23 protein-coding genes and 1 pseudogene are annotated in these 19,949 nt (G+C 72.0%); 12 read left to right on the top strand and 12 right to left on the bottom strand.

Annotated elements, in window-relative coordinates; genetic code table 11:
* Positions 1-118 precede the first annotated feature (118 nt).
* Positions 119-583, bottom strand: coding sequence for an SRPBCC domain-containing protein (locus tag E4P42_RS26090; RefSeq protein ID WP_135129533.1), 465 nt, complete (start codon positions 581-583; stop codon positions 119-121).
* 16 nt (positions 584-599) lie between these two features.
* Between E4P42_RS26090 and E4P42_RS26085 the strand changes: the two genes are divergently transcribed.
* Positions 600-920 carry a helix-turn-helix transcriptional regulator gene (locus E4P42_RS26085; RefSeq protein ID WP_245234243.1) on the top strand — a complete coding sequence of 107 codons (321 nt, stop codon included), beginning with the start codon at positions 600-602 and terminating at the stop codon, positions 918-920.
* A 16-nt stretch (positions 921-936) separates the two neighbouring features.
* Here the strand turns inward: E4P42_RS26085 and E4P42_RS26080 are convergent, their stop codons facing one another.
* Positions 937-1,290 carry a metalloregulator ArsR/SmtB family transcription factor gene (locus tag E4P42_RS26080; protein ID WP_135129532.1) on the bottom strand — a complete coding sequence of 118 codons (354 nt, stop codon included), beginning with the start codon at positions 1,288-1,290 and terminating at the stop codon, positions 937-939.
* A gap of 87 nt (positions 1,291-1,377) precedes the next feature.
* Between E4P42_RS26080 and E4P42_RS26075 the strand changes: the two genes are divergently transcribed.
* From E4P42_RS26075 to E4P42_RS26060, 5 genes and pseudogenes are all read left to right on the top strand, one after another.
* The gene (locus tag E4P42_RS26075; protein WP_135129531.1) at positions 1,378-2,694 is read left to right on the top strand and encodes an NAD(P)-binding domain-containing protein; all 1,317 of its coding nucleotides are present in this window, start codon (positions 1,378-1,380) and stop codon (positions 2,692-2,694) included.
* A gap of 14 nt (positions 2,695-2,708) precedes the next feature.
* Positions 2,709-2,912, top strand: a complete 204-nt coding sequence (locus tag E4P42_RS26070; RefSeq protein WP_209305885.1) for a hypothetical protein — start codon at positions 2,709-2,711, stop codon at positions 2,910-2,912.
* Between the two features lie 10 nt (positions 2,913-2,922).
* A pseudogene (locus E4P42_RS27755) lies at positions 2,923-3,153 on the top strand (ArsR/SmtB family transcription factor); the annotation flags it as partial.
* 15 nt (positions 3,154-3,168) lie between these two features.
* Positions 3,169-4,008: an SDR family NAD(P)-dependent oxidoreductase gene (locus E4P42_RS26065; RefSeq protein ID WP_371287088.1), complete on the top strand. Its 840-nt coding sequence runs from the start codon at positions 3,169-3,171 to the stop codon at positions 4,006-4,008.
* Positions 4,005-5,288: a hypothetical protein gene (locus E4P42_RS26060; protein WP_135129530.1), complete on the top strand. Its 1,284-nt coding sequence runs from the start codon at positions 4,005-4,007 to the stop codon at positions 5,286-5,288. Before E4P42_RS26065 ends, E4P42_RS26060 begins: the two co-directional genes overlap by 4 nt.
* Positions 5,289-5,297: 9 nt before the next feature.
* Here E4P42_RS26060 and E4P42_RS26055 read toward each other — a convergent pair whose 3' ends face one another.
* Positions 5,298-5,504, bottom strand: coding sequence for a bacterioferritin-associated ferredoxin (locus E4P42_RS26055; protein WP_135129529.1), 207 nt, complete (start codon positions 5,502-5,504; stop codon positions 5,298-5,300).
* Complete coding sequence (locus E4P42_RS26050) at positions 5,504-6,145, bottom strand: fatty-acid--CoA ligase (RefSeq protein WP_135129528.1); 642 nt, start codon at positions 6,143-6,145, stop codon at positions 5,504-5,506. The genes E4P42_RS26055 and E4P42_RS26050 overlap by 1 nt, the downstream gene beginning before the upstream one ends.
* Before the next feature lie 119 nt (positions 6,146-6,264).
* Between E4P42_RS26050 and E4P42_RS26045 the strand changes: the two genes are divergently transcribed.
* Positions 6,265-6,753 carry a flavin reductase family protein gene (locus E4P42_RS26045; protein ID WP_135129527.1) on the top strand — a complete coding sequence of 163 codons (489 nt, stop codon included), beginning with the start codon at positions 6,265-6,267 and terminating at the stop codon, positions 6,751-6,753.
* On the top strand, positions 6,702-7,439 hold the full coding sequence (locus E4P42_RS26040) for a pyrimidine reductase family protein (RefSeq protein ID WP_135129526.1): 738 nt from the start codon (positions 6,702-6,704) through the stop codon (positions 7,437-7,439). Before E4P42_RS26045 ends, E4P42_RS26040 begins: the two co-directional genes overlap by 52 nt.
* Before the next feature lie 8 nt (positions 7,440-7,447).
* On the opposite strand, the gene E4P42_RS26035 is transcribed toward E4P42_RS26040, so the two are convergent.
* Entirely contained in the window at positions 7,448-8,056 is a 609-nt protein-coding gene (locus E4P42_RS26035; protein ID WP_135129525.1) for a M15 family metallopeptidase, read from the bottom strand.
* A 109-nt stretch (positions 8,057-8,165) separates the two neighbouring features.
* Here E4P42_RS26035 and E4P42_RS26030 point away from each other — a divergent pair, with 109 nt between their 5' ends.
* Positions 8,166-8,633, top strand: coding sequence for a hypothetical protein (locus E4P42_RS26030; protein ID WP_245234242.1), 468 nt, complete (start codon positions 8,166-8,168; stop codon positions 8,631-8,633).
* Positions 8,634-8,637: 4 nt separating this feature from the next.
* Here E4P42_RS26030 and E4P42_RS26025 read toward each other — a convergent pair whose 3' ends face one another.
* On the bottom strand, positions 8,638-9,849 hold the full coding sequence (locus E4P42_RS26025) for an MFS transporter (protein WP_135129536.1): 1,212 nt from the start codon (positions 9,847-9,849) through the stop codon (positions 8,638-8,640).
* A gap of 77 nt (positions 9,850-9,926) precedes the next feature.
* Here E4P42_RS26025 and E4P42_RS26020 point away from each other — a divergent pair, with 77 nt between their 5' ends.
* Entirely contained in the window at positions 9,927-10,607 is a 681-nt protein-coding gene (locus E4P42_RS26020) for a FadR/GntR family transcriptional regulator (RefSeq protein WP_135129522.1), read from the top strand.
* Here the strand turns inward: E4P42_RS26020 and E4P42_RS26015 are convergent.
* A complete protein-coding gene (locus E4P42_RS26015; protein WP_135129520.1) occupies positions 10,599-11,453 on the bottom strand; it encodes a nitroreductase in 855 nt (284 codons plus the stop codon). The two genes, E4P42_RS26020 and E4P42_RS26015, sit on opposite strands and share 9 nt — an antisense overlap.
* Positions 11,454-11,696: 243 nt before the next feature.
* On the opposite strand from E4P42_RS26015, the gene E4P42_RS26010 reads away from it, so the two are divergent.
* Positions 11,697-12,401 carry a DUF899 family protein gene (locus E4P42_RS26010; RefSeq protein ID WP_135129535.1) on the top strand — a complete coding sequence of 235 codons (705 nt, stop codon included), beginning with the start codon at positions 11,697-11,699 and terminating at the stop codon, positions 12,399-12,401.
* Between the two features lie 4 nt (positions 12,402-12,405).
* On the opposite strand, the gene E4P42_RS26005 is transcribed toward E4P42_RS26010, so the two are convergent.
* The 5 genes from E4P42_RS26005 to E4P42_RS25985 all read right to left on the bottom strand — a co-directional run bounded on the left by E4P42_RS26005 (position 12,406) and on the right by E4P42_RS25985 (position 19,257).
* Positions 12,406-13,158: a S9 family peptidase gene (locus E4P42_RS26005; protein ID WP_135129518.1), complete on the bottom strand. Its 753-nt coding sequence runs from the start codon at positions 13,156-13,158 to the stop codon at positions 12,406-12,408.
* A 63-nt stretch (positions 13,159-13,221) separates the two neighbouring features.
* The gene (locus E4P42_RS26000) at positions 13,222-14,142 is read right to left on the bottom strand and encodes an AEC family transporter (RefSeq protein ID WP_167759639.1); all 921 of its coding nucleotides are present in this window, start codon (positions 14,140-14,142) and stop codon (positions 13,222-13,224) included.
* Positions 14,143-14,196: 54 nt separating this feature from the next.
* Entirely contained in the window at positions 14,197-14,457 is a 261-nt protein-coding gene (locus tag E4P42_RS25995; protein WP_135129514.1) for a hypothetical protein, read from the bottom strand.
* Complete coding sequence (locus E4P42_RS25990; protein WP_245234241.1) at positions 14,447-18,841, bottom strand: cation-translocating P-type ATPase; 4,395 nt, start codon at positions 18,839-18,841, stop codon at positions 14,447-14,449. The genes E4P42_RS25995 and E4P42_RS25990 overlap by 11 nt, the downstream gene beginning before the upstream one ends.
* Positions 18,838-19,257 carry a hypothetical protein gene (locus tag E4P42_RS25985; protein ID WP_135129512.1) on the bottom strand — a complete coding sequence of 140 codons (420 nt, stop codon included), beginning with the start codon at positions 19,255-19,257 and terminating at the stop codon, positions 18,838-18,840. The genes E4P42_RS25990 and E4P42_RS25985 overlap by 4 nt, the downstream gene beginning before the upstream one ends.
* Before the next feature lie 165 nt (positions 19,258-19,422).
* On the opposite strand from E4P42_RS25985, the gene E4P42_RS27620 reads away from it, so the two are divergent.
* Entirely contained in the window at positions 19,423-19,545 is a 123-nt protein-coding gene (locus E4P42_RS27620) for a three-helix bundle dimerization domain-containing protein (RefSeq protein WP_256371217.1), read from the top strand.
* Positions 19,546-19,949 lie beyond the last annotated feature (404 nt).

Below are 19,949 nucleotides of genomic sequence, written 5' to 3'. Positions count from 1 at the left end.
CCGCCGCGATGTGGCCCCCACGCTATCCCGGCGGGACCCGCGAAGCGACGGTGTGACGCACCGTTTCACCTCTTGTTAACGCGTGTGACTCAGAGGCGAGGGCGGCGTCCGTGCGCGCCTACTTGTAGAAGCCCTCGCGCAGGTTGAGACCGTGCTCCAGCCACACCTTCAGCGCGGCGAGCATTCCGGTCCAGCCGGAGGCGTTGCTGAAGGCGCTCTTCGCGCCGGCCGGTGTGGGCTTCCACGACGACTCGGAGATCGTCACGAGTGTGCGCGCGCCGTCGTCGACAGGCTCGAACTCGAAGGTCGTGGTGGTGTCGGGCTCGGTGGACTCGGCGCCCTCCCAGCGGATGACGATCTTCCGTGGCGGGTCGGCCTCGACCACGGTCACCGGGAAGCGACCGGGGAAGTCGGCGAAGTCCCACGATACGTCGGCCCCCGGCTCGAGGCGTCCGCGTGCGCCGCCCGTGGCGAAGTACTGCGACAGCTGGTCGGGGTCGGCGACCGCCTCGTAGACCTCGGCGGCCGGACGGGAGATGTAGCCCGACACGGTGAACGACAGCTCGGTCAGTTCCTCAGACATGTTGTATTTTTACAACATGACGAAGTCGACGGTCAATGCCTCCGACGACGATCTCGTGTTCAAAGCTCTCGCGTCCCCGCTCCGTCGACGGATGCTGGATGCGCTCAAGGAGGAGCCGCGCGCCACCGGCGCGCTGTGTCAGCTGTTCCCGGAGGTGGATCGCACGACCGTGCTGCAGCACCTCCGCGTGCTGGAGAATGCGGAGCTCGTCACGGGCCGGAAAGTCGGCCGGGAGCGTCAACTCGCGCTTGCTCCGCTTCCGATCAAGCGCATCCACGATCGGTGGATCAGTGAGTACGCGCATGCCGCCGTGCAGCTGCTCGACCGGCTGAGCTGACGCATTCGGGGAGTGTTCAGACGGCGAGGAACTCGGCGACGCCCGCGAGTGCCTCGGGCTGCAGGCGGTAGTACGCCCATGTCCCGCGCTTGGAGCGGGTGAGAAAACCGGCTTCGGTCAGCACCTTCAGATGGTGCGACACGGTCGGCTGAGACAGCCCGATCGGCTCGATGAGGTCGCACACGCACGCCTCCTGCGCCTCCGACGCCGCGACGATCGACAGCAGGCGCAGCCGGGCGGGGTCGGCCAGGGCCTTCAACGTGGACGCGAGATGCTCCGCATCCGTCTGCGCAAGCGGCTCCTTGGACAGCGGCGGGCAGCATGTCGCGCCGGATGCGGTGACGTCGGTGACCGCGAGCATCGTGACCATACATCGATGATAGTCGATATTGACAAGTATCGATACAACGGCGAATACTGGCCATCGACGTTCATCGATATAGCACGGAGGTTTCCCATGACTCTGCTCGATCTCACGCCGCGTGCGGCGGTCACCGACCGTCTCGCCACGCTGCCCGTCGTGATCATCGGCGCCGGGCCCATCGGGCTGGCGGCCGCGGCGAACCTCGTCGAGCGGGGCGTCGACTTCACGATCCTCGAGGCCGGCGACCGGGTCGCCTCGTCCATCCGGCTGTGGGGGCACACGCGGCTGTTCTCGCCGTGGCGCCACCTCATCGATCCCGCGTCGCGCCGACTCCTCGAGGCGGCGGGCTGGGCGGCGCCGGCCGACGAGAGTCGCGCGCCCACCGGGGGAGAGCTCGTGGACGACTACCTCATGCCGCTGGCCGACCTCGAGCCGATCCGCGCCCGGATCCGCTTGGGCTCGCGCGTCGTCGCGGTGACCCGCGACGGCATGGACCGCACCCGCACGGCCGGCCGCGAGCACACCCCGTTCCTCGTTCGCATCGAGACGGCTGATGGACGGTTCGAGGAGATGACCGGGCGGGCGGTGATCGATGCATCCGGAACCTACGGCTCCCCGAACCCGCTCAGCTCGTCGGGCCTGGAGCCTCTCGGCGCCGGCGATCTCGAGCAGCGGGTGCTGCATGCCCTGCCTGACGTGCGCGGCGCCGACCGCGCCCTGTTCGCGGGCTCGCACACGACCGTGGTCGGTGCGGGGCACTCGGCGGCGAACACCCTCCTGGCCCTCGCCGAACTGGCGGCGACCGCACCGGGCACGCGGGTGACGTGGCTCATCCGCAACGCCTCCGCTGTCCGCGTCTCCTCGTCGGCTGACGACGAGCTCGCCGATCGGGCACGCCTCGGCTCGCGCGTCGATCAGCTCGTCGCCGCCGGCGCGATCGAGAAGATCGACTCGTTCGAGATCGCCCGGCTCGAGAAGCAGGGCGCCGGCGTGCGACTCGCGGGAATGCGACGCGGCGAGCCGGCCGTGCACGACACCGATCTCGTCGTCAACGCGACCGGATTTCGCCCCGACCTCGGGATGCTGCGCGAGATCCGGCTGCAGCTGGACGACGTGGTCGAAGCCCCCGCCCGGCTCGCCCCCCTCATCGACCCGAACGTCCACTCCTGCGGCACCGTCGAGCCCCACGGATTCGACGAGTTGCGCCACCCGGAGCCCGGGTTCTTCCTCGTCGGGATGAAGTCGTACGGTCGTGCGCCGACGTTCCTGCTTGCCACCGGCTACGAGCAGGTGCGCTCGGTCACGGCCTGGATCGACGGCGACATGCGCTCCGCGACGCGCGTGCAGCTGACCCTTCCGGCGACGGGCGTGTGCTCCACCGGCCTCGGCGGGGACGCCTGCTGCTCATGACCCGGATCCGACCGATGACGGCAGAGGACTGGCCGCGCGTGGAGGCGATCCTCGCTGCGGGAATCGCCGGCGGCGAGGCCACCTTCGAAACCGCGACGCCCTCGTGGGAGCAGTTCGACGCGGGCTGGGTCGCCGCCTCCCGCGTCTCGGGCCGCGAAGTGTGGCGTGAACGGCATCTGAGCGGAGCGAACGGGCAGCATCCGCGCTCAGAAACATAGACTTGCGTCTATGGCTTCGCAGGTGGTGGCGTCCGACCTGAGCGTGCTCGCAGACCCGACGCGCGCGCGCATCCTGCAGCTCATCGCCGCGTCACCCGATGGTCGCGCGCTGGTGGGCCGCCTCGCCGAAGACCTGGGGTTGCGCCAACCGACCGTGAGCCATCACATGGCCGCGCTGCACGGGGAGCGGCTCGTCGTGCGTGAGCGCGAGGGGCGCCGCGTCTGGTACTCGTTGCACCCCGATGGGCGGGAGCGCGTGCTCGCGCTGCTCGGCGCTGGTTCGCCCTCCACCCACGATCCCGACTGGGAGCGGGTCGTCGACGACCTCGCCCTCCGCTACCGCGGCGTGTTCAGCCGCGAGACCGTTGCCCGCTGCGTCGCCGAAAGCCGCGCACTGCTGACGGCGTCCGGAGATGCGCCCCTGCTCGCTTCGCGCGTGGCGGCCTTCGCCGCCGACCGGCTGGACGACCTCCGTCACGAGATCGCGTCGGCAGGCGGCCGCGCGGTGACCGTGCCCGCCGACGTCACCGACGCGGCCGCGGTCGGCGCGGCGGTCGACGCGACCGTCGGGGCGTTCGGGCGGCTCGACATTCTCGTCAACAACGCCGGGCTGATGCGGATGGGCGCCGCCGTCGATGCGCCGCTGCGGGATTGGGACCAGCTGGTCGGCGTCAACGTCCAGGGTGTGCTGTACGTGACGCGGGCGGCGTTGCCGCATCTGGTCGCCGCGGCGGCGGACGCGCCGCGCGGGGTCGCCGACATCGTCACGATCAGTTCGACCGCGGGCTGGGTCGCCCGCCCTGGCACCGCCGTGTATTCGCTGACCAAGTTCGGGGTCAACGCGTTCAGTGAGGGGTTGCGCCAGGAACTGATCGGTCAACGCGTACGGGTCGGCGTGGTGGGTCCCGGCACCGTCGACACCGAGATCAGCGATCACCTGCCCGCCGAGGCGCGGGCCGCGTTCGCGGCGCGCACCGCCGGGATGGTCGCCCTGCGCGCCGAGGACATCGCGGATGCGGTGGGCTACATGGTGACCCGCGACCGTCGCGTCGCGGTCAACCACATGCTGGTGCGTGCCGCCGAGCAGACCTGGTGACCGACGGCTGGGTCACCGGCGACCATGTCGGCGTGCGCTTCCCCGCCCATCCCGCGGCGCTGCGTGACGGCGGTCCGGCGTTCCTCACCGACGCCTTCCGCGCGGCCGGGGTGCTGGGCGCGGACAACCGGGTGGTGTCGGTCGCGCGCTGCGGGGACGTGACGGGCGGCAGTACCGGCCGCAAGATGCTGCTCGACGTCACCTACGCCCGCCCACAGCCCGCGCTGCGCACGGACCTGTTCGTGAAGTTCTCCCGCGATCTCGACGACCCGGTGCGCGACCGCGGCCGCACCCAGATGGCCGGTGAAGTGGCCTTCGCCCGATTGGCCATGGCCGTCGACCTCCCGGTGGCCGTGCCGCGCCCGCAGTTCGCCGACTACCACACCGCCACCGGCACCGGCATTCTGATCGCTGAGCGGATCACGTTCGGCGACAATGGGATCGAGCCGCAATACCACAAGTGCCTGGACTACACGATGCCCGACGCCGCCGGGCACTATCGGGCCCTGCTCACCGCGCTGGCACAGCTGGCGGGCGCCGATCGGTCCGGGGCGCTGCCCGCCGGGCTGACCGACGCGCTCCCGGTCGATCTGCGCGCCGCGACCGTGGCCGAACCGCCGCCGGTGCCCGCGGAGAAACTGGACCGACGGGTGCGGCAGCTCGCCGACTTCGCCGTCACGCATCCCGGGCTGCTGCCGGAACGTGTCCGCGCAGCGGACTTCCTCGGGCGACTCCCGGTCGAGGCCCGGCGGGTGCGGCTCGGCTCCGACGCGGTCTGGCGAGCGCTCGCGGAGGCGTCGGACTACCTTGCGCTGAGCCACTGGAACGCCAACGTCGACAACGCGTGGTTCTGGCGCGATCGCGTCGGAACTCTGCACTGCGGGCTGCTGGACTGGGGCTGCGTCAGCCGGCTCAACGTCGCGATGGCCCTGTGGGGGTCGCTGTCCGCGGCCGAAACCACCATGTGGGACGAGTGTTTCGACGAGTTCTGCGAACTGTTCTGCGCCGTCGCGGCCGAGGCGGGCGGTCCGGACCTCGACCCGGCGACGCTGCGGCGGTTCGTGGTGCTCTACGCGATCGTCATGGGCGCCACCTGGCTGCTCGACGTCCCGGCCCTGCTGCGCACCCGGCTGCCCGACGCCGGCCCGGACACCACCCGCTTCGACCTGCGGATCGCCGGCGACGAGAGCCTGCGGGCACCGCTGCAGATGCTGACCAACGTGCTCAACCTGTGGGCCACCCACGACGTCGCCGCGGAGTTCGCGCGGCTGCCCGGCTGACCGGGCGAGTCAGCCGAGGCGCTCGGTCGCCACGTCGGAGGCGATCGCCACGTCGGCGGCGTGCGCGGCGATGATGGCCCGCACCGTGCGCCGGCACCGACCGCACTCCGAACCCGCCCCGCAGGCACCGGCCACCTGCTTGGTGGTCCTGGCGCCCGCGCAGACGGCCGCGGCCACGGTCTCGTTGGTGATGCCCAGGCACAGGCAGACGAACATCAGCCGCCGCCCGCGCGTTCGGCGTCCTCGATTCGCATGGCGTTGCGCAGCCTCCCGACGAACACCGGTGGATAGGCGCCGACGCCCGCCTCGTGCAGCCACCGGCGGGCGGTCTCCGGGCGCTCGAGCCAGCGGCGCGCGCCTGCCTCGTCGTCGATCTCCTGCAGGAACATCACCTCGTGCGGGTTGTCCAGCGCCCGGAAGATCCAGATGTTCTTGATCCCGTTGCGCGCGAACAAGTCCTGAGTGCGCCGTACCTGGTCGAGCAGCGCGTCCACATCGTCGACGACCGTGACACCGACGATCACCACGTGCGGCGGCGCACTGGTCCACTCGTCGAAGTGACAGCGTTCGACGAGTTCGCCGGCGAAGACGGCGGGCAGGTCGTCGACGCCGACCGCGTCGAACCAGTCGAAGAAGACCCGCGAGCGCAGCAGTTCGGTAACGGGCTGGGCGGTGTGCAGCGCCATCGTCACCAGCACCCGGTCGGGTTCGCTCACCGAGGTGTGGACGAAGACATGGTGCGCGCCCAGGGCCGCCAGGTCGGCGCGGCGCCGCTCGAGCAGCGGCCACACCCGCGACGGATCCGCGACGCGGTAGTCGGAGGTGAGGATCAGCGAACCCGCCACCCCGGCGGTCACCGAACGGTCCAGCCATCCCGCATGAGAGTCATGCTACCGTTTTTTGAGAATGACGTTACCGAATGGCGGGGCCCCACGACCGGCGCCCGGCCGCGATACTGCACTGATGCCGGGGACCGATGTCGGATAGAGCCTTCGAAGCGCTGGTGGCGCTGCTGGACTATCCGATGTTCATCGTCACCACCCGCTCGGCCACGGAATCGTCGGGCTGCCTGGTCGGCTTCGCCAGTCAGACGAGCATCGACCCGTCCCGGTTCCTGGTCGGGCTGTCGCGGCGCAACAAGACGTTCCGGGTGGCGCAGGACGCCACGCACCTCGCCGTCCACGTCGTCGCACGTGACCGCCTCGGGCTCGCCGAGCTGTTCGGCACCGAGACCGGCGACGAGATCGACAAGTTCGGCCGCTGCGCCTGGCATGCCGGGCCGGCCGGGATGCCGATCCTCGACGATGCCGGGGCCTGGTTCGTCGGCGAGATCGTGCGGCGCTTCGACGTCGGCGACCACGTCGGCCACCTGCTGGAGCCGGTGGACGGCCGCCCGCCCACCGAGCTCGGCGCATGGGTGACCTTCGCCGACGTCCGCGACTTCGAACCGGGCCATCCCGCGTGACGCACGTGGCCGCCGCCGCGGACCTGGGCGAACTGGTCGGCTTCTACACCGACCCGCCGACGGGCGTGCGCGCCAACATGATCTTCAGCGCCGACGGCGCCGCCGCGTTCGCGGGCCGCGCCGGCCCGCTGTCGGACCCGACCGATCACGGGTTGCTGCTGGCGTTGCGGCTGCTGGCCGACGTCGTGCTGGTCGGCGCGGGCACCGCGCGCGCCGAAGGCTACGGCCCCGTCCGCCTCGGCGTCGCGGGGATCGAGCGCGCCGACCCGCCGCCGATCGCGGTGGTGAGCGGTTCGGGACGGCTGCCGGAGTCGTTGTTCGCCGACCCCGCACAGCGGCCGATCCTGGTGACCACCGCGCGCTCGGCCCACGATCCGCGGTTCCCGCGCGACGACCGCCGCGACGTACTGATCGCCGGCGAGGACCGCGTCGACGTCGCCGGACTGGTCGCGCAGCTACGCAAGCGCGGGCTGCGCCGGATCCTGTGCGAGGGCGGTCCCACCCTGCTCGACCATCTGGTCGCGGCCGATCTGATCGACGAGATCTGCGTGACGCTGGCGCCGAAACTGGCGGGTGTGCAACCGGTCGGCGACGGAGGCCGGGCGCTCACCGCGCCGCGGGAACTGAGGCTCGACCATGTCGTCACGCACGACGACTACCTGTATCTGAAGTACTCCCGGCGTTGAGGCGTCGGTCAGCCGGCCGCGTTCGGCTTCATCGGCGGGCAGCGGCCCGCGGCGTCGGCGGTCAGCTCGTAGTGCCACAGCTCGTTGGCGTACACCTGGCACAACCCGAAGCGTGATCCGTTGCGGGCCATCCACGCCGCCGCGTCGGGACCCCCGACGTCGACGGCCTTGCCGACCACGTGCATCGAGGTCTGCGGGGACGCCACGAACCGGCGCGCGGCCTCCACGCTGCCGTAGGTCCGTACCCCGTCGTCGAACAGCCGCTGTTGGAACCCCGGTGTGCGCCAGCCCGAGGTGACCATCACCTCGATCCCCTCCGCGGCGGCGGCGCGGGTGGCCTCCTGGGTGGCGGCGAGCAGCGCCGGATCCAGCCGGCCGATCACCGGGTCCTCGACGTCGAACGCCGTCAGCGTCGCGGCGTCGGGCAGGTAGCCGCCGAAGGTGTCGGTGGCCGCGGGACCGACCGAGAACGGCTGGTCCACCGGCGGCGGCCCGGCCGCGGTCGGGCCGACGAGGTGGTCCTCACCACCGGGCTCGGCCGGTTGGGCGTGCGCCGTGCCCGCACCGGCCAGTGCACATCCGGCCACCACCGCGATCCACCACGTTCGTCCACCCATCCCGTCACCATGCCAGCTGTCGGCGCGATCGCGCGAGTGCCGGGACGTTCTCGGGACGCCCGTGCCACTAAGCTGTGGACCCATGCCGGTCCCACCTCCGTACGGTGCCGTGCGATCACGAGGGGCCACGGCACTGGCCGCCGTCGCGCTGGTGTTCGGCACCGCGGCGCTGGCGCTCTCGGCCTGGACCTTCTGGCAGTCGCGCACCCCGTCCTACGACGACGCCGCCCGCACGGCCGCGGGGGACGCCGTCTGCACCGCGTATGCCACGGTGCGCACCGGCGTGGCGACCAATACGCACCTGCGGTCCCCCGGCGGGGACGCCGATGTGACCGGGGTGCTGGCGACGGCGGCCAATGCCCGGGTGGCGCTGCTGGGCGGCGGTCAGTACCTGCTGTCGACGATCGGTCCCGCGACACCGCCCGAACTCGCCTCGGCGGCAGAGGATTTCGCCCACACCCTGATGCGGTTCGGCGCAGCGGCGATGGCGGGCGCCCCCGAGGACGACCCGGCCCAGCAGGCGCTCGAACGCGAGATCGACGACCTCAACGGCCGTGTGCAGGAGCTGTGCGGCTAGCGCGTCACACGTAGCGGTTGCGGCCGGCCAGCGCGCCCATCGACATCTGCGCCAGGTAGACCGCCAGCACCATCAGCCACGGGACCGTCCAGCCGTGGGTGAGGTCGTGCAGGAACCCGAACAGGAACGGGCCCAGCCCGGCCAGCAGATAGCCGAAGCCCTGCGCCATCCCGGACAGCTGTGCGGTGTCCTCGGTGGTGCGGGCACGCAGCGCGATCACCGTGAGCGCGAGCGAGAACACGCTCAGCCCGAGGCCCACGAGGATGCTCCACAGCAGGGGCGCGGCGCCCGGATCGATGATCAGCCCGATCACCCCGGCGACGCCGAACACCCCGAGACCGACGATCCATGCGCTCTGGCTCGCCGAGCGCGCCGCCATCGGCGCGATGAAGATGCTGATCGGCACGGCGATCAGGCTCATCAGACCGACCAGCAGGCCCGCGGTGGATTTGCTCACGCCGTTGTCGATGAACACCTCGGGCAGCCAGCCCATCATCACGTAGGCCAGCAGCGACTGGCAGCCGAAGAACAGCGTCACCGTCCACGCCAACCGGTTACGGAGCAGGGAACGACCCTTGACCGCGCGCGCCGGCTGGGCGCCCGCGGCGATGTGACCGGCGGCGAGCAGCCACACCACCAGCGCCACCGCGGCCAGCGCCGCCCAGGCACCGAGCGCCACCCGCCAGTCGCCGAACGCGGACTCCAGCGGCGGCGTCACGGCCGAACCCAGCGCGCCGCCGCCCTGCAGCGCCGCGGTGTAGATCCCCGTCATCAGGCCGACCTGCGCCGGGAACGAACCCTTGATCACCACCGGAATGAGGACGTTGATCAGCGCGATGCCGCCGGTGGCGACGAGCGTGCCGCCGATCACGACATACGGGCCGTCGACGACGCGCAGGAGCAGGCCGCCGATCAGCACCGCCAGTGCGGCGCCGATCGCGTGTCGCAGGCCGATGCGCCGCGCCAGCCACGGTGCGGCCAGCCCGGCCGCGGCGAAACACAGCCCCGGCAGCGTGGTCAGCACACCCGCCCAGGTGGCCGAAGCCCCCAGCGATCCCCGCATCTCGCCGAGCAGGGGCCCCACGCTGGTGATCGCGGGGCGCAGGTTCAGCGCGGTCAGCACCACCGCGACGGTGAGCAGCACCCCACCCGCGACGCGTTCACCGGTCGCCGGTCGGGCGGTCTCATCGAGGACGAGATCGCCGTCGGCGCGCAGCGCGGCGTTACCACGCGGACTGGGATTCACCGAGGTATTCTCGCATACATCCCATGATTGGATGAATGGAGTTTCGTGTGCCGTTGGCCACTACGCGCCGCGCCGGCCTGGTCGACCAGGTGATCGAGCAGTTGCGCGCATCCGTCAGTTCCGGCGAATGGCCGGTCGGCTCTCGGATCCCGACCGAGCCGGCGCTGGTGTCCGCGCTCGGGGTGGGCCGCAACACGGTTCGCGAAGCGATCCGCGCCCTGTCCCACAGCGGGATCCTCGAGGTGCGCCAAGGCGACGGCACCTACGTCCGCGCCACCAGCGAGGTGTCCGGTGCGCTGCGCCGACTGTGCGGAACCGAACTACGTGAGGTCCTGCAGGTGCGGCGGTGCCTGGAGGTGGAGGGCGCCCGCCTCGCGGCCGCCGCCCGCACCGAGGACGACCTCGCCGCGATGCGCGAACTGCTCGCCCGGCGCGACGCCCTGCACTCCGCGGGTGACCAGGCGGAGTTCGTCCGCGCCGACACCGCGTTGCACTCCGCGGTGATGCACGCCTCCCACAACGGGGTGCTCGGCGAGCTCTACCGCGGGCTCACCGAGGTGATCACCGCCAGCGTCGCCACCACCAGCCAGACCCATGATCCGCGCCGCATCCGGCACGAGGGACTGGTGGACGCCATCGCCGCCGGCGACGTCGAGCGTGCCGGCCGCGAAGCCGGCGGCTACCTCGACGAGCTCATCGACGAACTCCCGCCGCAGGCCTCAGCCTGAGCCGAGGTCCCAGACGGTGGTCTCGGCGACGGTGCGCCGGGGTCCGCCGGCCGGTCGCGGCCCGTCGGCCGGCGCCCAGCCCACCCGCAGCAGTGCCTGCGGATACAGCTCACCCTCGAACAGGTCGCACGACAGCGCCAGCCGGTCGCGGACGCGGTGCAGCGGCGCCGTCAACGGGCACGACGCCAGCCCCATCGCCGCGGCCGACACGGCGATCCGGCTCAGCGCCTCCCCGGCCCGCAACGCGGCGCGCTCGTCGTCGTCGGCGGTGGCGAGCCCGATCAGCGCCGCCCCGTCGCCGCCGTTGCGATCGGCACCGGCCACCGCGTTCTCGCCATAGCGCAAGGCCACCCCGTCGCCGCCGTCGTGCGTCCAGCGCATCCGGGGCACCACACCGAATTCCACACCCAGCCGCGCCGCGACCGCGTAGAACGACTCCAGGGTCCCCGCCGGAATCGGATCCTGACGGTAGGGGCGCCGGTCGGTGCGACGGCCGGCGATGGCGTCGGCGAGTCTGGCGCCGGTCGGGTCCGGGGGCGCCCCGATCAGCTCCACCATCGCGAGGTGCCCGGTGTCCGCGGAGTCCGGCAGCCGCCGCACCGCGGGTCGCCAGCCCCGCGCGGCCAGTGCCACGACGCAGTGGTCCAGGACGGCGCCGCAGCTGAGCAGCACATCGCGCCGGTCGGCGTCGGTGTCGCCGAGGCGACGGGCCCAGTCGGCGTACAGGTGCACCCCGTCGGGGGCGACCCGCCACCGCCACGGCTGGGAGTTGCCGACCGACGGGGCGCGCGCGGCGAGGTCGAGCACGGCCTCGAGCGACGCGGCGTCGCCCACCGTGATCGCCACAATGTCACCTCCACCGCGCCGGCCGACAGCGACACGATTCTAGGTCGCCGAAGCGCCGGGGACGGATCACGTCGCCGGTGCCGTGAGGTGCAGATGACACCGGCGAGTTCGGGATCGACGGGCTGGGCGTCCAGCGCAGGCAGTATCGCGCCGCCGCGATGAATTCCGCGGACTCACCGGGTCCGTATGGAAGACGCTGTACCCATCAGGACGGAGACCGCGATGACCACTGACACCCCTTCCATGACCCAGGCCCTGCCACCGGAGGTCGACCCGCAGACCTGGCAGGCGGCGCTCGACGACCTGCGGCGCCGCGAGAAGGCCGCGACCCGTGAACTGGACGCCATCGCCGCGCAGCGCCGGCGGCTGCCGATGGTCCGGCTGCCGGAGTACACGCTGATCGGCGCCGACGGCCCGCTCCGGCTGGCCGACGTGTTCGAGGGCCGCTCGCAGCTGATCACCTACCACCACATGTGGTCCGACGGCGCGGAGTGGCAGTGCGGCGGCTGCACCGGCTTCACCTCGCAGTACACCCGGCTGGAGTTCCTGGACAACTACGACGCCCGCTTCGTCATCGTGACCAACGGCCCCATCGAGGAGGCGCTGGCCTACCGCGAGAAGGTCGGCAACAAGATGGACTGGTACTCGTCGTCGCAGAGCACGTTCAGCGCCGACGTCGGCGTCCCGCCCGGCGCCGGCTTCGGGATCAATGTGTTCCTGCGCGCCACCGACGCGGACGGGCAGGAGACGGTGTTCCGCACCTGGTACTCCGACGGCCGCGGCACCGAACAGATCAGCCACACGTTCCCGCTGATCGACCTGCTGCCGTGGGGCCGCCAGGAGGAGTGGCAGGACTCCCCCGACGGCTGGCCGAAACGCCCCACCTACTCCGGCTGGCTGGATTCGCCCGACATCGCGCGGCTCTACGGTCCGGGCGGCTCGGCGTGAGCCGTCACAGATAGGGGTCGGCCCAGGCGCTGATGATGCGGGCCGCCCTCGCGGCCTGGTTCTTGCCGGTGAGCAGGTGGTCGGCGCCCTCCAGCGAGACGAAGCTGCGGGGGTGGCGGGCCGTGCGGAAGATGTCGCTGGCGTTCTCGATGCCGACGGTGTTGTCGGTCGGCGAGTGCATCACCAGCAGCGCACGGCGCAGCGTGCGGATCCGCTCGGCCAGATCGGTGGCCCGCACGTCCTCGATGAAGTGGCGTTTGAGGGTCAGCGCCTTGCCGCCGATCAGGAACGGCGCCTCGCCGTCGCTCTCGATGCGGTGCATCAACGCGTCGTAGTTGTGTTCGACGTGCGCCGGGTCGAACGGCGCGCCGACGCTGGCCAGCGCCGCCACCGTGGGGCACTGATGGGCCGCGGCGATCACGGCGGCGCCACCGAACGAATGCCCCACCAGCAGGCGGACCTCGCGGCCCGTGCCGTTCATGAACTCCACCGCGCGCACGGTGTCGGCGACCTTGTTGGAGAACGAGCCGTCTCCCCAGTCGCCCTCGGAGTCACCCAGGCCGAGGTTGTCGAAGCGCAACATCCCGATGCCCTCGGCGGCGAGCTGCTTGCACATCCGGCTGGCGGCCGGTGAGTCCTTGCCCAGGGTGAACCCGTGGGCGAAGACACCCCACCCGCGCGGCTCGCCGGACGGGACGTCGACGAGCCCGGCCAGTGACGGTCCGGTGGTGGCGGCGAAGGTGACGCGTTCGGCCATCGTCAGGCGGCTTCCACGGCGGCGGTCATGTCACGGACGGTAGCGCCTCCGAATCCGGGCCGGCTAACCGAGCAGCGCGACGATGCCGGTGATCACCGGGACCGACACCGCGGTGGTGACCAGCGTGGCGTCGCGGGCCAGGGACTCGCCGCGGCGGTACACCGCGGCGTAGGTGTTGAGGTTCTGGGCGGCGGGCAGCGCGGCCAGCACGGTGACCAGCAGCACGTGCTCGTCGTCGGCGCCGAACCCCCAGCGCGCCAGCGCGAACGCGGCCGCCGGCATCAGCAGGATCTTGAACACGACGACGATCGCGAGGTCGACGCGATTGCCGGGCGGGATGTCGCGGGTCCCGCTGCTCAGCGAGATCCCGAACGCGATGAGCACGGTGGGGATCGCGAGATCGGCGAGCAGCCGCAGCGGGTCGGCGACCACGCCCTCGATCGGCAGCCCGGCGGCGGCCAGCGCCACCCCGATCACGCTGGCCGCGATGATCGGGTTGGTCACCAGCGCGACCACCTGCCGCCCGGCCGAGCGCCGCGGTGTCACGGTCGAGTTGAGGATCGCCACCCCGATCGGCGCCATCACCAGCGACTGGAACAGGATGATCGCGGAGATCTCGGTGGTGCTCCCGAATACGTAGGCGCTCAGCGGAATCCCGAGGTTGCCCGCGTTGACGTAGGAACCCGTCCACGCCGCGATGGTGGAGTCCGCCCGGTCGCGCCGCCTGATGAGGGTGAGTACGGCGAAGCAGACGCCGAAAGCCCCCAGCGCAGCCAGCCCCGACACCAGCAGCGAGGGGGAGAAGATCTGCGAGAGCGTCGCCTGCGACAGGTTGAGCAGCAGCAGCGCGGGCACCCCGATGTGGAACGCGACGCGATTGAGCACCGTGCGGGCATTGTCGCCGAGCACGCCGGTGCGTCCGACCAGGGCGCCGACGGCGATCACGACGGCGATGACGGCGAACGCTTCGAGTACTCCCAGCACGGCAGCCATCCTTGCCGGTGGCGACCGCCCACCCTCGACCGGGAGTCACGGAGCCTAGGCCTCCTCGAGTGCCTCGCCGATCTCGTGCGCCACGCGGCTGTGTTCGTTCTGCAACAGCACGTGACCGGCCCCGAGCAGCAGTGCCACCGGCCACTCGATGACCCCGGCGATGGCCAGCCCGCCGAGTGCCCCGTAGAAGGCCAACTGCTCGGGCCGCGGGATCCTGACCCTGCCGAGCACCGGCAGGTCCACCGCGAACGTCTGCGCCCGGCGGACCCGCTCCACGGTGTCGGCATGCGTTGTCTCACCAGCCATGCGAATTCCCTTCCTCCGCACCGTCTGCGCCGATCCTGATCCCGAACGGCAGCCGCTCGATCATCTGCGGGGCGATCGCGGCCGCTGCCGTCGCGACCCCGGCGGTACCGAGCGCCTGCGCCCAGCCCAGCGGGTCCAGCGGTGTACAGCCGAGCAGGTGGCTGACCCCGGGAATGCTGATCAGCACACCCAGCGTGGTCAGCGACCCGAGCGCCGTGGCGACGACCAGCGGGCTGTGCGAGTCGATCAGCGTCTGCCCCAGCTGCGTCGAAACCAGCGCGACCAGCGCGACCGTCGACGCCCGCCTCGAACCCACCACCGAACCGCCCAGGAACCACGCGACGGTGGCCGCCGCGGCGGTCGTGGTGCCCCGGATCGCGACGGTCCGCCACAGCGCCGCCCGGTCCGGACCGTGCCCGGCGTCGCCCTCGGCTCCGTTGGACGGGCTGACTGCCAGCGCGGCGGCCGGCAGCGCATCGGTCATCATGTTGACCAGCAGCAGCTGGCGTGTGTTCAGCGGCGAGCGGCCGGTCAGCGCGGTACCGACGATCGCGAACGCCACCTCACCGGCGTTGCCGCCCAACAGGACCGACACCGCCGCCTGCACCCGCCGCCACAGCTGCCGACCCTCGTCCAGCGCGTCGGCGAGCGCGCCGATCCGCCCCTCGAGCAGCATGACGTCGGCCGCCGTGCGGGCCGGGTCGCTGCCGTGCGAGGCCACACCGATCCCCACGGTTGCCGCCCGGATCGCCGCGGCGTCGTTGGCGCCGTCACCGACCATCGCGCAGATCTGGCCCGTGCGTTCCAGCGTCTGCACGATCTGGACCTTGTGCTCGGGCGACATCCGCGCGAACACGGACTTCTCCCGCACCGCGGTCTCCTGGGCGCGGCGGGGCAGCGCCTCCCACTCCGCACCGCTGATCACCTGGCCGCCGTCGACCGGCATGCCCAGTTCGGCGGCGATCGCCGTGGCGGTCACCGGATGGTCACCGGTGATCAGCCGCACCCCGATCCGTCGGCGGCGCAACGTCTCCAGCAGTTCGGCGGACTGCTCGCGCGGTGTGTCCGAAAGGCCCAGCAGTCCGACCAGTTCCAGGCCGCGGCCGCACAGACCGGCGAACGCGTCGCTGTCGTCGGCCGCCTTGCGCGCCTGCGCCGTACTGACCGTGCGCCGGGCGACCGCGATCACCCGCAGCCCGCTCTCGGCCATCGCGTAAACGGTGTCGTACATTCCGGGGTCGAGGTTCGCGCACGCCGCCAGCACCACCTCGGGCGCACCCTTGAGCGACAGCTCGCGATCGGCGATGGTCGCCGAGAAGGGGCGACCCGACCGGAACGGCAGATGCACCGCATCGTCCTTGTCCAGAACGGCTTCCGGTGCGGCGGTGGCGACCGCGGCATCGGTGGCGTGTTCGTGGCGCTCACCGTTCTTCGGCGGAGTGGCCCGCGCCGCGCATCGCAGGATGTCCTCGTCGGCGACCCCGCCGGCGGACTCCACCCGGGTGACCCGCAGCCGGTTCTCGCTGAGCGTCCCGGTCTTGTCGAAGCAGACGACGTCCACCCGGCCGAGCGCCTCCACCGAGCGGGGAGTGCGGACCAGTGCGCCGGCCCGGGTGAGGCGGCGCGCCGACGCCTGCTGGGCCAGCGTGGCCACCAGCGGCAGACCTTCGGGAACCGCGGCGACGGCGACGGCGACGCCGCTGCTCACCGCCTGGCGCAGCGGAGCCCGCCGCAGCAGGCTCAGACCGGTGACCAGGCCACCGCCGGCGAAGCTGAACGGCAGTGCGCGGTTGGTCAATTCGCGCAGTTGGGTCTGCAGGCCCACCGCCGAGCCCTGGGCGCCGGGCAGTTCGGCGGCCCGGCGGGCCTGGGTCTGCGCGCCGACGGTCGTCACCACCGCGCGGGCGGTGCCCGCGACGACGGTCGTGGTGCCGTAGACCATGCAGGTGCGTTCGGCCAGCGGCGCACCGGGGGTGGCGTCGACCTGTTTGGGCACCGGCAGCGATTCACCGGTGAGCGACGATTCGTCCACCTCCAGCTCGGCGACGTTCAGCAACCGGGCGTCGGCGGGCACCACCTCACCCGGCCGGACCTCGATCACGTCGCCGGGCCGCAGCCGCACCGATTCCACGGTGTCGAAGCCCTCGCCGTTGACCAGCCGGGCCGGCGGATCCTGGCGGGCCAGCAGCCGACGCAGCAGCCGTTCGGCCCGCACCTGCTGGGTGGCCGCCAGGACCGCGTTACCGGTCAGCACCGAACCGACCAGCACCGCGTCGACCGGCGACCCGAGCAGTGCGCTGGCCGCCGACCCCACCGCCAGCACCGGCGTCAGCGGATCGGACAGCTCCTGACGCACGGCGCCGATCAGCTCGCCCGCGGTGCGGCGGACCGGCCCGCTGACGCTGCCGACCGCGCCCGCGGACGCCTTCGCCGTCGCCGACAGCCGCGAAACCGGCTTGGGCACAGTTCTTTCCGGCGTGGGCAGGGCGTCGCGCACCTGCTCGACCGACATGGCGTGCCACTCCTGCTCGGGCGCAGGGGCCGGCGTCTCGGTGCGCAGTACGTCGCGCGCAGACCGGACCCCGCTGAGCAGACCCGCCGCCGCGCCCGCCGTCACCGGACCGGGCCCGCGGCCCCGGACTCCGGGGATCATCAGCAGTCCGCCCAGCAGCGTCGACGCGGTGGCGAGGTCGACACCGCGCTGACTCACCTGCCGCGCGGCAGGGATCGCGTGCAGGATCCGCCACACCCCGGTCAGGTCGTCGACCAGCAGATCGGCGTCCCACGGCGGCGGACCGTCGGCCGGCAGGACGCCGACCGCCAGATCCGCGCCGGCCAGCGCGCGGGCGGCGCCGGCGGACAGCACCGCCACCGTGCGGCCGTCGCGCTGCAGCGACTCGACGGCGTCGGCGAGGGCGTCGTCCACCGAATCGGTCACCGGGTACAGCTCGTCGAAGGAGGAGCGGAGATCGTCGAGGTCTTCGAGATCGACCGAGACGGCCTCGGCGTCGGCGCGCCGGATCTGGCCGAGCACGCTCGCCGCCAGCGGATCATGTGCGTGGCGGACGAAGACCTCCCCGCGGTCCGGACCGCTGCCGTTCCGCGCCACCGTGGACGCGGGATGCCATCCGGCGCCGAGCGCGCCCGCGGTGATCTGGTCCTGGGCCCGCTGCCACACCGACGCGCGGTCGCGGTCGGCGACGTCACGGATGCGCCCGACCCGCAGCCGCTCGGTCGACAGCACCCGCGGGTCGACCACCACGGCGTCGATCCGGTCGATCATCCGCAGCGCGCTCGGCCGCAGCGGCAGCACCCCGTGGCGATCGGCCAGCCCGCGAGACAGCGTGCTGCAGAAGCCCTCCCGAGCATTGCGCGCGGCCTTGGGCGCGGTGACCACGGCAGCCGTGGCGGCCAGGTTGAGGTTGCGGGTGAGCAGCCCGACCGACGTGGCGGCCACCCCCTGCGCCATCCCGCTGCGCTCGGCGTGCCGCTCGATCGGACCCGGCGGCAGTGGGACCGGCCGCGGTGCGTGCGGCGTCGCCTCGGGGCAGTCGGCGTACTCGGCGAGCAGGCCGGCGCGCTGCTCCCAGGCACCGGCGGCGGCGTTGCTCTCGGCGAATTGGGAAAGGTGGCGCAGGAACTCCACCGCGACCGTCGTCGGGGACTGGGTGATGGCGTACACGGTGGCCGCGGACAGTGCGAGCGCGGTGTCGGCGGCGACCGGTCCGAGGCGGTGTTCCACCAGTGACCGCAGGCGGGGCTGGTAGTCGACGAGCGTCACGGCCGCGGTCAGCCCCGTCGGCAACGCAGGCCACATGAGCGCGCGACCGGCGAGTGCCACGCACAGGCTGACGCCGTTGGCGGCCGACCCCAGCGCGCGCCCGGCGATCGCCATCCCGTCGGCGGGCAGATCGGTCGGGGGCACCTCCTCGGCGTTGCCGTCGGTGTGGTGGTCACGTTCGACGTCGGCGACGGCCGCGCACAGGTCACGCAGAGTCGGACCGTCCGCCTCGACGTGGACCACCACACGCGAGAGCGGCACGTTGAGCTGTGCACTGCGCACGCCCGGCGTGGACGTCATGCGGTCGAGCACGGCCCCGGCCAGTTCTCGGGCCCGGTCGGCATGGAGTCCGCGGACCTCGATCCAGCAGTGGTCGTCGTCGCGCCAGCAGCGCCGGACCGGTTGTCCGCCAACGAGTTCCTTCGCGGCGCCGACCATCGCGGAGGGGTCGGTCAGCGGCAGCCTTCTCAGCTGGCGGCCGGGTGAGGTCGCGACTTTGGCGCCGGCTTCGAGGGCGACCGCCGTGGCCGCCACACCGACCGCGACCGGCACGGTGACGGCGGTCGCGGCGGTGGTGAGGAGCCGTCCGAGAACGCCCCTCACTGGCTGGTACTGCGCCGGGCCCGCGTGGTCTTACGGGGCTTCGAGGCGGACGTCGAGGTGGTTCCGGAGGAGCCGGAGCCTGCGGAGTCGGTCGCGGTGGGCACCGAACGCAACGGAGCAGGCTCCCGGTCGCCGTTGGACCGGTGGCTGAGCTGATGCACCAGCAGTGCCGAGCCCCCCACGGCGAGCAGGATCGGCCACTCGACCAGACCGGCGGCCCCGACGGCGCCCAGCGTCAGCGCCGCGGCCGCCGTGGAGTGACTTCCCTTCCCGACTCCGTCGCGGACGCCGGCGGCGGTGCCGCGCAGTGCGCCGACTGCACCGTTGATCGCGGCACCACTGACGGCACCCGCGGCGGCGGTGGTGGCGTCCGCAGTCCGGGTCACGGCGCGCACTGCACCATTGACAACATTCATGACGACTCCCTTACGAACGTTCACCCGGCGTTCACTTACCCATAAGGCTGCGTTATACACCGTGAAGGTGAACAGATTTCAGGGCTTCGCGATCGGCAACAGCGCCCATCGTTGCTGATCAAGACGAGGGCCCGGATTGACCGTGGCCAGTGCGGAGGAGTCGCCATGACCGGGCTCACGGAACGGCACAAGAAGCACGTCTACTGCGACGGTCGGCCGGTGCGCGACTTCATCCCGCTGCTCGTCGAGCGGGACGCCAATACCGCGCTGTCGGCGCTTCTACCCTGAGGTCTCGCCCGCCGCCTCGTCGCCTTCCACCGTGGAGCACTTCGTCTGGCCGTGAATCGCCATTCCGGGTCCGGCCATTTCACGCGAGGGTGCGTGTTTGTTCCTTGACACGCCGGTGCCGGGCAGCACTCAGCGCACGCTCGTCGTGGGGTGAGCGTGCGCGGGTGATGTGGCGAAAAAACTTGCCTCACTTTGGTTTCAGCAGTCACTCGGTGGACCGGTTTTGTCGGACCCTCGAACTAGTGTTCGAGGCATGGAATGGGAGGACGTCGACGCCACGGTGAGCGCGTTCGAACGCGCCACCGACGCCCTGGCCGCCCTGCCCTACCACACCCTCACCGGCCGCCAACTCGGCCACCTGGCCGCCCGCTACGAACGCGCCCTCAACCGCCAACACGCCCTCG

The organism is Mycobacterium sp. PS03-16, assembly GCF_004570325.1.
In the GTDB taxonomy this organism is placed as follows: domain Bacteria; phylum Actinomycetota; class Actinomycetes; order Mycobacteriales; family Mycobacteriaceae; genus Mycobacterium.
This window is presented reverse-complemented; position numbering and strand designations above follow the sequence as displayed.